Here is a 12,114-nt window from a genome sequence, read left to right as displayed (position 1 = left end):
GCGTCAATTCCGGAAATGGCGCATTTGAATGGCCTCCAGCGACCTCGACCGCACCGACCTCCAGCTGCTCGCCGAACTCCAGCGCCGCGGCCGCCTCACCAACGCCGAGCTGGCCGAACGCGTGCACCTCTCGCCCTCGGCCTGCCTGCGCCGCGTGCAGCGCCTGGAGCGCGACGGCGTCATCGCCGGCTACCGCGCCGAGGTCGATCCCGAGCACGTGGGCCTGGGCCTGCAGGCCTTCGTCCGCGTCCAGCTCAACCACCACGACGCCGAATCCGTCGCCGCCTTCGCCGACTTCGTCAACGAGTGGGATGAAGTCGTCGCCTGCCACGCACTGACCGGCGACATGGACTACCTGTTGCAGATCGCCGTCAGCGACCTCGAACACTTCTCCCGCTTCCTCCTCGACCGCCTGCTTGCACAAGCGGGCGTTGCCGACGTCAACTCCAGCTTCGTGCTGCGCACGGTGAAGGCGTTCCGGGGGATGCCGTTGCCGGGAGCGTGAGCGTCGCTGCCACGGAGAGAAACAACGTGTTGTCGGCGGGGCTATGCTGCGGATACTTGGTGTAACGAGAAGTTAGGCCCCATGACAGACACTCACGTCTACGACAAAGCCAAGTACCACTACGAGACCATTTCTCAGGCCGGTCTTCCCGACGCGCACGCGAGTAACCACATAGTTCCAGTTTTTCGCTGGCTGATCGAGAACGACCTGATGAGTGAATTCTTCACGTCGGAGGGTCGCGAACCGCTCGAGCGCTACCGAGCCGGGGAGGTATCTATCCACGAACTCTTTGAGTGGTGGGACACATGCCTCATCAGCGACATGATCTCAGACCAAGGCAATGAATTTGCAATGGCCTACTTTGATTATGATCGTGGCCAATACCTCAAAGACTATCAGCGCACGCTTGTCGGCAACCTTCCGTCCGAGTTCCATGTCGTTTATTCAAACAGCAACTATGCAAAGCTCAAGCGCGCTATTGATTGTAGATATCGCCAGTGGTCTGCCAAGAAGGGCAAGCCATGGTGGAGATTCTGGTGATCAAACTTGTGGGAACAAGCTTGTGGGGACGGAGGGAATTATTCCACTTGAGAGATCGTGTCCCAAGAGGCGGACACCGATTCAGCGTCACGCGCAAGCGGGGGCAAAGCGATGCGTGGCCGGCAGCGGGCTATCCGGAGCGCGAAGCGCAGTTTGGAGTCGTCACCCGGGAGACAACCATGCCGACACACGAAATGATCGATTACGTCGAATACCCCGCGCGGGACCTCGATGCCACGAAGCGCTTTTTTGAACAGGCGTTCGGCTGGTCGTTCGAGGATTACGGGCCCGATTACGCGGCTTTCTCGGGACAAGGCCTGGACGGTGGCTTCTTCCGGGCCGAATCCGCCGCGCGCGTCGACCGGGGGAGCGCGCTGATTGTCTTCTACAGCGACGATCTTGAAGGCACGCTCGCGAAGGTAATGGCCGCGGGCGGGGAGATCGTCAAGCCGATATTTTCGTTTCCGGGCGGCCGGCGGTTCCATTTCACCGAGCCCAGCGGCAACGAGCTTGCCGTCTGGTCCGGGCCCGACGCCTGACCGCGCGGCCAGATCGAAACAGCCGGAGACCACGATGGCGAGAGTGACCGGAATCGGTGGCGTGTTCCTGAAGTCGAAGGACGACAGCAAGACGCTGGCGGCCTGGTACCAGGAGCACCTGGGCATCCCGCTGGAGGGTTTCGGCGGCGCGGTGCTCAGGTGGCCGGACGACAAGGCCGACGACGGGGGGCTCACGGTGTGGCACGTCGCGGACAGGGACAGCCAGTGGTTCAGCCCGAGCGACTCGTCATTCATGATCAACTACCGGGTCGACGACCTCGATGAATTGCTGGCGCAGCTGCACGAGGCCGGCGTGCCGGTCGTTGCCGGCCCCGAGTCGCACGAGAACGGCAAGTTCGCGTGGATCATGGACCCGGAGGGGAACAAGGTCGAACTCTGGCAGCCGATGGCCTGGGACGATGGGAACAAAGGCACCTGAGAAGCGCCGCTGCGCGCCACGTAGGATGGGTAGAGCGCAGCGAAGCCCATCGTCCTGCATGACAGCATGGGTTTCGCTGCGCTCTACCCATCCTACGGTTTGCTGTTCTGTGTCCTGCGCGTGACATCGCGGACATCAGCGAAAGGAGAAGAACATGCACCTGATTCCATCCATCACCATCACCATCGCCCTGGCATTGGCCGGAACCGCACAGGCCGCGACGCCGGATGCGCAGGCGACCGCGCCGACGCGCGCATCCGTCGAAGCCGCGGTGCTGGAGTGCCACACGCAGTACGCCGACCGCTACGCCACGCACGTGGATGCCGCGCCGAGCGAGATCGCGGCCGGTTCCTTTGCCGCTTGCAGGCAGCAGATGGACGCGTTCGAGGCGCTGGCGCCCGCGCTGGCGAAGCAGGACGAGCAAGTCGCCATCGGCCTGGGCGACGCGCGCGCCGTGGAGCGCAAGATCGTCGCGCGTTTCCGCAAGCACGTCCGCAACGCGACCATCGACGCAGTGATCCGCGCCCGCGCGCCTTAGGGAGGGCCTGGACAATCCGCTCTTGATCGTCATCCCCGTCATTGCGGGGGTGACAGCAGTTGTCCGGATCCTCGGGCGGTGCCCGGTGCCGGGCGGCTGCCGGCAAGCCTCCCCCGATGGGGGCAGGCGCGCACTGGTTCGTCGTTCATTGCGACCGGCGCCATTGGCGCGGCGTCGATGCAAAGATCTGCAATGAACCCAAGGGGAGTGGCCGTGCGCGGATTCTGGATGTTGCTGGCGTTGGTGGTGGCGTTGCCGGCGGTCGCGGGGCCCGAAGCTCCGGCCGGATACTCGCGCGCGCCCGACCAGGCGATCGACCAGGCGTACACCGACCTGATCGCGAAGTTCACCACCGACCCCGCGCTCAACTCGCCGTTCACCGATTACCTGCCGGCCTCGGACACCGTGCCCACGCCGCTGGACGTGTTCGGCCGCATCGCCGGCGCCGAGGGCTGGTTGCCCTACAGCGCCGACGTGCACCGCTATTTCCGCGAGTTGGAGAAGGCCAGCCCGCGGGTACGCGTGATCCACATCGGCGACAGCGAAGAGGGGCGCGAGATGATCGCGGTGGCGATCGCCGACGAGGCGCTGATCGCCGGCCTGGACGCGAACGCTGCGCGCCTGCGCAAACTGGCCGACCCGCGTTCGATCGACATGGACGACGCACGCGCCGAGGCCCTGATCGCGCAATCGACGCCCGTCTACTACATCACCGGCGCGCTGCATTCGACCGAGACCGGCTCGCCGACCGCGCTGATGGAGCTGGGCTACCGGCTGGCGGTGGACGAGGCGCCGTACATCCGCGCGATCCGCGCCGGCGTCATCACCCTGATCACGCCGGTGGTGGAAGTGGACGGGCGCGACCGCAAGGTCGACGTCTACAACTGGCACCTGGCCAATCCCGGCAAGACCTACCCCTCACTCGCCTACTGGGGCCACTACGTCGCCCACGACAACAACCGCGATGCGATGGGATTGACGCTCAACCTCAGCCGCGCGGTACTCGACACCTACGTCGGGCAGGGCGCGCAGGTGATCCACGACCTGCACGAGTCGTATGCGTTCCTGTACGACAACACCATCGGCACCGGCCCGTACAACGCCTGGATCGATCCGATCCTGGCCGGTGAGTGGCAGCAGATGGGCTGGGACAACGTCCAGCAGCTCACGAAGATGGGCATGCCGGGCGTGTGGACGCACGGCGAGTTCGACGCCTGGAGCCCGGGCTACCTGATGTTCATGGCGGCCACCCACAACGGCATCAGCCGGCTGTACGAAACCTACGGCAACGACGGCGCCGACACGGTCAAGCGCATCCTGCGCCCCGACCAGTACTCACGGACCTGGTACCGGCCCAACCCGCCATGGCCGGAGGTGCTGTGGTCGGCGCGCAACAACAACAACTACCAGCAGACCGCGCTGCTGACCGCGCTGCATTACTTCGCCGACAACGGGCGGATGTTCCTGCGCAACTTCTACGACAAGAGCAAGCGTTCGATCGAAAAGCCGCGCGCAGCGGGCCCGGCGGCTTACGTGTTCCCGGCCGGCGAAAAGCGCGGCGGCGCGCAGGCGCGGCTGCTGCGGATCATGCAGCTGCAGCATGTCGAGGTCAGCCGCCTGGACTCCGCGGTGACGGTGGACGAACCCAGGCGTACGAACGAGGCCGGCAAGGAAACCGGCGACGCCGCCGGCAAGCACCGCTTCCCGGCCGGCAGCTACGTGGTGCGCATGGACCAACCGTATTCGCGCATCGCCGACACCCTGTTCGACCGCCAGTACTGGTCGCCGAAGGACAAGTACGACACGCCCTACGACGACACCGGCTGGTCGATGGGCGACCTGTTCGACGTGCAGGTTGCACGCGTCACCGATGCCGCGATCCTCGACGCGCCGATGACACGGGTCGAAGGCCCGGTCGCCGTTCCGCAAGGACTTGCGGGCGTCGACGTGCCGGACGCCGGCAAGCCGCTGCCGCGCATCGCGCTGATGCACACCTGGCTCAGCACCCAGACCGAAGGCTGGTGGCGGATGGAGCTGGACCGGCTGCAGGTGCCCTACACCTACATCAGTACCCAGGACATCACCCGTGACGCCGACCTGCGCGCGAAGTACGACGTGATCCTGTTCGCGCCCGTGGGGCGCGGCAACACGCGCCAGATCATCGACGGCCTGCCGATGTGGGGCAACGCGCTGCCGTGGAAGACCACCGAACTGACCCCGAACCTCGGCCGCATCGACGCGACCGACGACATGCGCCCGGGCATGGGCGAGAGCGGCGTGGCGAACCTCAAGGAATTCGTCGCGCACGGTGGCCTGCTGGTCGCGGCGGAAGACAGCGCGGTCTTCGCCATCGACGTGGGCTTGGCGCCCGGCGTTTTCGTCACCCCCACCGACGACCTGAAGGTCGTCGGCAGCGTGCTGCAGGCGAAGTTCGTCGACCGCAAGCATCCGGTCGCCAGCGGCTACGACAGCGACGACCTGGCGGTCTACAGCGCCGAAGGCCTGTCGTTCCAGGTGTCCAGCATCGCATCGCCCGGCGGCAAGGCGCGCAAGCGCGGCAGCCTTGCCATCGCCGACAACTACGAACGACCCACGGGCCGCGGCGGCAAGCAGGACGTGGACGTGCCACAGGGCCGGCCGTTCGTCGCCGCCGCGCCGCTGCCCGATCCCGAACCCTGGGAGGCGGCCGCGGTCAACGAGGAGCAGGCGCGCAACAACCCGTGGCTGATCCCGCCCGCACAGCGGCCGCAGGTGGTGCTGCGCTTCGCCAATGCGGACGAGCTCCTGGTGTCCGGCCTGCTCGACGGCAGCGGTGAAATGGCCGGGCGCGCGGCGGTGGTCAACGCGCGCTACGGCAGCGGCAACGTGCTGTTGTTCGCGATCAACCCCATCTGGCGCGGCGGCACGATCGGCAGCTATCCGCTGGTGTTCAACGCGATCCTCAACCACGACCGGCTGGCGACGCCGCAACCGTAGGATGGGTAGAGCGTAGCGAAACCCATCGTTCGCTCGTTAGCAAATGGCCGATGGGTTTCGCTACGCTCTACCCATCCTACGAATTGGCGGCCGGCTCAGAAGCTGTTGTCGCCGTCCAGCAGCCGCCCGATCCCGCCCAGCATCGAACCTTCGCCGCGGTCCTTGCCGCCCGACTGCGGCGCGGCGGCGAGCATGCGCCCGGCCATGCGCGAGAACGGCAGCGACTGCAGCCACACCGTGCCCGGGCCGGTCAGCGTGGCCAGGAACACGCCCTCGCCGCCGAACAGCATGCTCTTGATGCCGCCGACCGCCTTCACGTCCATGTCGACGCTGGAATGGAACGCGACTACGCAACCGGTGTCGACGTCGATGCGCTCGCCCGCGGCAAGCTGGCGCTCCATCACCGTGCCGCCGGCGTGCACGAACACCCAGCCGTCGCCTTCGAGCTTCTGCATGATGAAACCCTCGCCGCCGAACAGGCCGGTGAGGATCTTGCGCTGGAAGTGGATGCCCACCGACACGCCGCGCGCGCCGGCCAGGAAGCTGTCCTTCTGGCAGACCAGTCGCCCGCCGTGCTCGGACAGCTTCATCGCCATCACCGTGCCGGGGTAGGGCGCTGCAAACGCGACCTTCGCCTTGCCCTGGCCGCCATGGGTGAACATGGTCGTGAACAGGCTCTCGCCGGTGACCACGCGCTTGCCGGCCGACAGCAGCTTGTCGAACATGCCGCCGCCCTGGCCGGCGTGCGAGCCGTCGCCGAACACCGTGTCCATCTGCACGGCGGCATCCTTGTACATCAGCGCGCCGGCTTCGGAGATCGCGCTCTCGCCCGGGTCGAGCTCGATCTCGACGAACTGCATGTCGCCGCCGACGATGCGGTAGTCGATCTCGTCGGCCTGGCCGCGGCCCGAGCCGGTCGAGGGCAGGGCGGGCATCGACGGCGGCGGCGCGTTCGCGGACGGCGCCAGTTCCGGCACGTCGCCGACCGGCTTCCACGCCGGCATGCCGTCACGCCAGCACAGGTCCTCGGGATGTTGCTGCGCATGCGCGTGCGCGGCGTTGTCGTCGAGCGGACCGACGCGCGGGCTGTTGCTGCCGGAGCTGAAGTACCAGTGGGCCATGGGGGGCGTCCTTTGCGATGGGAAGCCAGAGTTTAAAGCGGCTGCGACAGCCCACGAAGTGCCGTAGGTCGGGGCTACGCCCCCGACGGCTTTACCCGTGGGGTTGCCGTGCCTCAATCAGGCGATGCGTCGTGACCTGCACGAAGAGCGTCGGGGGCGTAGCCCCGACCTACGGCGTTTCCGGCATTGTCCCGGTCGGGGCGTTGCCCCGGGCCGCGGCTACCTGGCGAACATCTCGCCGAAGAAGTCACCCTCGTTCCAGCGCGGGCGTTCGGGCGCGTCGCCGACCAGCTGGCCGATGCGTGCGTTCAGGCGCGCCATGCGGGCGGCGTCGCCGTACTGGATCGGCTGGGTGTCGGCGTCGTCGCAGGGACGGTGGTAGCAGTTGCGCAGGAAATAGCGCAGCGCCACCTTCGGATCGCGCTCATCGTCCTCGTCGGCCGGCACCACGCCGCCGCTCAGGAACACCGCCGGCACGCCGGCGCGGATGAAGGCGTACTGGTCGCTGCGCACGAACACGTTTTCCTCCGGGAACGGATCGGGCGAAAGCGTCACGCCGATATCCTTCGCCGCCGTCTCCAGCACGGCCTGCAGCGTGGAATGCTCGACTCCGATCGGCACCACGTCGGAGGTCGGCGCCATCAGCACCGGCATGTCGATGTTGATGTTGGCCACCATCGACTCCGCGGGCACGGTGGGATGGGTGGCGAACCACTCGGCGCCGAGCAGGCCCTTCTCCTCGGCGGTCACGGCGACGAACAGCTGGGAGCGCTTCGGCCGGTCCCCTGCATCGGACAGCTGCTGCGCGGTTTCGAGCATGATCGCCACGCCCAGCGCGTTGTCGAGCGCGCCGTTGTTGATGCGGTCGCCCTCCGTCGGCGCCTCGATGCCGATGTGGTCCAGGTGCGCGCTGTAGACCACGTGCTCGCCGGCCAGGGCGTCGTCGTCGCCGGGCAGCCGGGCGACGACGTTGCGCGACTCGATCGGCTCGATCACCGAACGCGAGCCCAGCGTGATCGTGCCCGGCAGGGCGAAACCCTCGAGCGTGCCCGCTTCCGCGGCGTCGAACAGCTGCGCGGCGGTCTGCGCGCCGTCGGCGAACACCAGGTCGGCCGCCGCGGCGCTCACGGACGCCACCACCCGCAGCTGCGGGAACGTGTCGATGCCCTTGCCGTCATCGCCGCGCAGGCGCATCGCCGGGCGCGCCAAGTTGGCCGAGCGCTGCGCCCACGGCCAGCCGGCCTCGTCCTGCGGCGTATTGACGAACACTGCGCCCACCGCGCCGCGTTCGGCAATTTCGCGCAGCTTCTCGCGGTACGAGGAATGGAACGCACGGCGGTCGTCGTCGAAGCGCGCCGGCGCGCCGCCGAACAGCACCGCGATCCTGCCATTGAGGTCGAGCCCCTTGAAATCGTCCACGCCCAGCGCCGGCGCATACACCGCTTGGCCGACGAACACCGCCGGCGCGTCGACTGCGGCCTGCGCCGCGTTGAAGTTGGGCAGCGGCAGGAACTGGTCCTGGAAGCGCAGTGCGATGCTGCGCCCGTTGCGCGTGACAGTGAAGCGCGCGCCATCGCGTTCGCGGGTGGCCTTGAGCAGCGGTACGCGCTGGAAGAACGTGCCGGCGTCACCGGCCGGCTCCAGGCCGATTTCGGCGTAACGCTCGGCGACATAGTCGGATGCCATGCGGTAGCCGCGGGTCCCGGTTTCGCGACCCTCCATCGCGTCGTCGGCGAGCTTGCGCACGTAGGCCTCGATGCGCAGCGCGGACGGGTCGTTGGCCCAGGGCGCCGGCGCGGCGTCCGGGGCGGATGGCGAATCGGTCGGCGGCGAGTCGCGGTTGCAGGCGGCCAGGCAGAGCAGGACCAGGAGGCAGGCAGTAGTGGCGGCGCAGCGCATCGCGAAGGTTCCGGCTTGGGAAGCCGCGACGCTAGCACGTAGGTCGGGGCTACGTCCCCGACGGCCTTTCGTGCGGGTCGCGGTGCGTCCCAATCGGTCACGGCAACCGTGCGGGCAAAGCCCGTCGGGGGCGTAGCCCCGACCTACGGCAGGAAGGCTTTACCGGTACAAATCGGCGATCTTCATCGCCAGCCGGTACGGCTCGGGGTCGTTGCGGTTGGTGAGCACGATCACAGTGAAATGCTCCTGCGGCCAGCGCACGATGACGTTGCGGAAACCCATGGTCTCGCCCGAGTGCCACATTGTCTCGCCGTGGATCCGCCAGCCGTAGCCGTAGCCGTCCACGTCCACTTCGTCGTGGATCGGGTTCTGCACGCTGAAGGCGTCGGAGCGCATCGCGTCCGACAGCAGGCGGTCGTCGTACAGCGCCGCGTCCCACTTCGCGAGGTCGTCGATCGAGGAGTAGATGCCGCCGTCGCCGAGCACCGCGCTGGTCGAGCTCTGGTCGGTGCGCACCCACTTGCCGTCGACCAGGCTGTGGCCGTAGGCGCGGTTGGACACGGTGGAGATGCCCTTCTCGTAGGCGACGGTGTTGTCCATGCCCAGCGGTTTGAAGATGCGCTCGCGCACGAAGGTGGCGAAGTCCTGCCCCGACGCCTTGCCGACGATCAGCGCCAGCAGCGCGTAGGCGCCGTTGCTGTAGCGGTAGCTGGTGCCGGGTTCGAAGTACAGCCGGTCTTCCTTCTCGAGCATGTGCAACACGTCGATGTCATGCACCTGTTCGGTGGCGTCGGGCGCCATCAGGTCTTCGTAGTCGATCAGTCCCGAGCCGTGCGTGAGCAGGTGGCGCAGGGTGATCGGGTCGGCACTGGCCGGCAGCGAGGGCAGCCACTTGCGCACCGGGTCGTCGAGCGAGAGCTTGCCGTCCTGCGCCAGCAGCACGATGGCCGCGGCGGTGAACTGCTTGCTCACCGAGGCCAGGCGGAAGTTGGTCCCGGGCGTTGCCGGCGTGCCGGCGTCCATGTCCGCCAGGCCGTAGCCGCGGCGCACCAGCGGCTGGCCGTCGCGCAGCACCAGCACGACCGCGCCGGGCACGTCGCCGCTGTAGTCGCGCATCAGGGTGTCGATCGAAGCCGGCGTTGCGGGGCCCGTGGCGGCGCAGCCGCCGAGCGCGAACAGTCCGGCGAGCGTGCCGGCGAGCAGGGAGGCTGGAATGCGCATGCGCCGATCTTAGCCCAGTGGTGACCAAGGTGCCGCTGGCATCGATGCGTTAAGGTACCGCGGTGTTCGAACTGCAGGACATCGCCAAGCGCTACGGATCGGTCGTGGCGCTCGACGGCGTCGATCTGCACATCGACTCTGCCGCCACCACGGCGCTGATCGGTCCCAGTGGCGCCGGCAAGTCGACGGTGCTGCGGATGCTGATCGGGCTGGACTGGCCGGACCGCGGCGTGGTGCGCTTCGACGGCGAGCCGCTGCGCCGCGAACGCCTGCTTGAGCAGCGCCGCCGGATCGGCTACGTGATCCAGGAGGGAGGCCTGTTCCCGCACCTGACCGCGGCTGACAACGTCGCCCTGGTCGCGCGCGTGCTCGGATGGCCGGCTGCGAAGATCGAAGAGCGCAGTCGCGAGCTTGCGCAACTGTGTGCGCTGCCCGACGGCCTGCTGCAGCGCTACCCGGCCGAGCTGTCGGGCGGGCAGCGGCAGCGCGTGGGGCTGGTACGTGCGCTGATGCTCGACCCGCCGGTGCTGCTGCTCGACGAACCGCTGGGCGCGCTCGACCCGGTCATCCGCCACGAGCTGCAGGCGCAGATGCGCGAGCTGTTCGCGACGCTGGGCAAGACCGTGGTGCTGGTGACCCACGACGTCGCCGAGGCGGCGTGGCTGGCCGACACGCTGGTGCTGCTGCGCGCCGGCCGCATCGTCCAGCAGGGCAGCGCGCGCGAGCTGGTCGAGTCGCCCGCCGATCCGTTCGTGGCGCAGTTCATGACCGCGCAGCGCAGCCTGGACGACGCGCTGTGAGGGCGTGGCTGCTGCCCTTGCTACTGCCCTTGCTGCTGCTCGCCGGCGCTGCGTCGGCGCAGGAATCTGCGCAGGAATCGTCACCGCAGGCCAGCGCGGTGATCGGCTCGAAGAACTTCACCGAGTCGGTGATCCTCGGCGACATCGGCGCCGCGCTCGGGCCCGGCACGGGAACGCAGGTCGAGCACCGGCGCCAGCTCGGCGGCACGCGCATCCTGTGGCGCGCGCTGCTCGAAGGCGAAATCGACGCCTATCCCGAGTACACCGGCACGCTTGCGCAGGAGCTGCTGCAGATGCCGGGCGCCGACATCGACGCGCTGCGCGCGGCGCTCGCCGAACGCGGCCTGGCGATGACCGATCCGCTGGGTTTCGACAACAGTTATGCGCTGGGCATGGCGGAAGCGCGAGCGCAGACGCTGGACATCGACAGCATCGACGACCTGCGCGCGCATCCGGACCTGCGCCTGGGTTTCAGCAACGAGTTCATGCAGCGTGCCGACGGCTGGCCCGGCCTGCGCGCCGCATACCAACTGCCGCAACGTGCCAACGGCCTCGACCACGACCTGGCCTATCGCGGCCTTGCCGACGGCGCGCTCGACGTCACCGACCTGTACCGCACCGACGCCGAGATCCCGTACTACGGGCTGCGCGTGCTCGACGACAGTCGCCACTATTTCCCGTCCTACGAGGCGGTGTACCTGTATCGCACCGACCTCGCGCAGCGCGCGCCGCGCTGGCTGGCGGCGCTGCAGGGCATGGCTGGGCGCATCGATGCGCAGACGATGCAGCGGCTCAACGCGCGGGTGAAGATCGACCGCGAGACCGGCGCGCAGGTGGCCGCCGACTGGCTCGGCGTCGACGCGCCCGAAGGTGGCGGGCTCGCGCAGCGCATCTGGCGCCGCACCGTCGAACACCTCGCGCTGGTCGGCATCTCGCTGGGCCTGGCGCTGCTGGTCGCGCTGCCGCTGGGCGTCGTCGCCGCGCGCCGGCCGCGGCTGGGCCAGGTGGTGCTGACGGCGACCGGCCTGCTGCAGACGCTGCCGTCGCTGGCGGTTTTCGTGTTCATGATCCCGCTGTTCGGCATCGGCGCGGGGCCGGCGATCGCAGCGCTGTTCCTCTACAGCCTGCTGCCGATCGTGCGCAACACGCACGCCGGGCTGGCCGGCATCGCGCGCGAGCTGCGCGAGACCGCGGCCGCGATCGGCCTGCCGCCGCGCACGCGGCTGTGGCGGATCGAACTGCCGCTGGCGCTGCGCACGATCCTGGCCGGTATCAAGACCGCCGCGGTGATCAACGTCGGCACCGCGACCCTAGGCGCGCTGATCGGCGCCGGCGGCTACGGCCAGCCGATCCTGGCCGGCATCCGCCTCGACGACATCGGCCTGATCCTGGAAGGCGCGGTGCCCGCCGCGCTGCTGGCGCTGCTGGTGCAGGGCGTGTTCGAACTGGTCGAACGCGCGCTCACCCCGCGCGGGCTGCGCCTGGCCGCGCGGCAGTAGGGCCTCGAACGAACTCTTCAAGCAGAGGGAGCATCGA

11 protein-coding genes are annotated in these 12,114 nt (G+C 68.3%); 8 read left to right on the top strand and 3 right to left on the bottom strand.

The features are described from left to right. Positions 1–28 precede the first annotated feature (28 nt). The 6 genes from ACFONC_RS08445 to ACFONC_RS08420 all read left to right on the top strand — a co-directional run bounded on the left by ACFONC_RS08445 (position 29) and on the right by ACFONC_RS08420 (position 5,537). Positions 29–505, top strand: coding sequence for an Lrp/AsnC family transcriptional regulator (locus ACFONC_RS08445; protein WP_386743291.1), 477 nt, complete (start codon positions 29–31; stop codon positions 503–505). An 81-nt stretch (positions 506–586) separates the two neighbouring features. After that, positions 587–1,045 carry a DUF7832 domain-containing protein gene (locus ACFONC_RS08440; protein ID WP_386743290.1) on the top strand — a complete coding sequence of 153 codons (459 nt, stop codon included), beginning with the start codon at positions 587–589 and terminating at the stop codon, positions 1,043–1,045. Positions 1,046–1,224: 179 nt separating this feature from the next. Further along, positions 1,225–1,584, top strand: coding sequence for a VOC family protein (locus ACFONC_RS08435; RefSeq protein ID WP_386743289.1), 360 nt, complete (start codon positions 1,225–1,227; stop codon positions 1,582–1,584). Positions 1,585–1,618: 34 nt separating this feature from the next. Further along, positions 1,619–2,023: a VOC family protein gene (locus tag ACFONC_RS08430; RefSeq protein ID WP_386743288.1), complete on the top strand. Its 405-nt coding sequence runs from the start codon at positions 1,619–1,621 to the stop codon at positions 2,021–2,023. Positions 2,024–2,177: 154 nt separating this feature from the next. Beyond that, positions 2,178–2,561, top strand: a complete 384-nt coding sequence (locus ACFONC_RS08425) for a hypothetical protein (protein WP_386743287.1) — start codon at positions 2,178–2,180, stop codon at positions 2,559–2,561. Between the two features lie 192 nt (positions 2,562–2,753). After that, positions 2,754–5,537 (top strand): M14 family zinc carboxypeptidase, encoded by a 2,784-nt coding sequence (locus tag ACFONC_RS08420; protein ID WP_386743286.1) that lies wholly within the window; start codon positions 2,754–2,756, stop codon positions 5,535–5,537. 95 nt (positions 5,538–5,632) lie between these two features. On the opposite strand, the gene ACFONC_RS08415 is transcribed toward ACFONC_RS08420, so the two are convergent. The 3 genes from ACFONC_RS08415 to ACFONC_RS08405 form a co-directional block, all read right to left on the bottom strand. Next, positions 5,633–6,658 carry a TIGR00266 family protein gene (locus ACFONC_RS08415; protein WP_386743285.1) on the bottom strand — a complete coding sequence of 342 codons (1,026 nt, stop codon included), beginning with the start codon at positions 6,656–6,658 and terminating at the stop codon, positions 5,633–5,635. Between the two features lie 219 nt (positions 6,659–6,877). After that, positions 6,878–8,557, bottom strand: a complete 1,680-nt coding sequence (locus ACFONC_RS08410; RefSeq protein ID WP_386743284.1) for a M20/M25/M40 family metallo-hydrolase — start codon at positions 8,555–8,557, stop codon at positions 6,878–6,880. Between the two features lie 159 nt (positions 8,558–8,716). Next, the gene (locus ACFONC_RS08405; RefSeq protein ID WP_386743283.1) at positions 8,717–9,778 is read right to left on the bottom strand and encodes a serine hydrolase domain-containing protein; all 1,062 of its coding nucleotides are present in this window, start codon (positions 9,776–9,778) and stop codon (positions 8,717–8,719) included. Positions 9,779–9,840: 62 nt separating this feature from the next. Here ACFONC_RS08405 and ACFONC_RS08400 point away from each other — a divergent pair, with 62 nt between their 5' ends. After that, entirely contained in the window at positions 9,841–10,578 is a 738-nt protein-coding gene (locus ACFONC_RS08400; protein ID WP_386743282.1) for an ATP-binding cassette domain-containing protein, read from the top strand. A 35-nt stretch (positions 10,579–10,613) separates the two neighbouring features. Further along, positions 10,614–12,077: an ABC transporter permease/substrate-binding protein gene (locus ACFONC_RS08395; protein ID WP_386744613.1), complete on the top strand. Its 1,464-nt coding sequence runs from the start codon at positions 10,614–10,616 to the stop codon at positions 12,075–12,077. Positions 12,078–12,114 lie beyond the last annotated feature (37 nt).

It is taken from the genome of Luteimonas soli, from assembly GCF_042648865.1.
GTDB lineage: Bacteria > Pseudomonadota > Gammaproteobacteria > Xanthomonadales > Xanthomonadaceae > Luteimonas > Luteimonas soli.
Note: the sequence above shows the minus strand (reverse complement) of the source record. Positions and strands in the feature narration are given on the sequence as shown.

What these genes read in the sequence shown, in the direction of transcription:
- ACFONC_RS08420 (WP_386743286.1), top strand. Translation starts at nt 2,754, where the DNA reads ATGAACCCAAGGGGAGTGGCCGTGCGCGGATTCTGGATGTTGCTGGCG.
- ACFONC_RS08445 (WP_386743291.1), top strand. Translation starts at nt 29, where the DNA reads ATGGCCTCCAGCGACCTCGACCGCACCGACCTCCAGCTGCTCGCCGAA.
- ACFONC_RS08425 (WP_386743287.1), top strand. Translation starts at nt 2,178, where the DNA reads ATGCACCTGATTCCATCCATCACCATCACCATCGCCCTGGCATTGGCC.
- ACFONC_RS08405 (WP_386743283.1), bottom strand. Translation starts at nt 9,778, where the DNA reads ATGCGCATTCCAGCCTCCCTGCTCGCCGGCACGCTCGCCGGACTGTTC.
- ACFONC_RS08430 (WP_386743288.1), top strand. Translation starts at nt 1,619, where the DNA reads ATGGCGAGAGTGACCGGAATCGGTGGCGTGTTCCTGAAGTCGAAGGAC.
- ACFONC_RS08415 (WP_386743285.1), bottom strand. Translation starts at nt 6,658, where the DNA reads ATGGCCCACTGGTACTTCAGCTCCGGCAGCAACAGCCCGCGCGTCGGT.
- ACFONC_RS08410 (WP_386743284.1), bottom strand. Translation starts at nt 8,557, where the DNA reads ATGCGCTGCGCCGCCACTACTGCCTGCCTCCTGGTCCTGCTCTGCCTG.
- ACFONC_RS08435 (WP_386743289.1), top strand. Translation starts at nt 1,225, where the DNA reads ATGCCGACACACGAAATGATCGATTACGTCGAATACCCCGCGCGGGAC.
- ACFONC_RS08440 (WP_386743290.1), top strand. Translation starts at nt 587, where the DNA reads ATGACAGACACTCACGTCTACGACAAAGCCAAGTACCACTACGAGACC.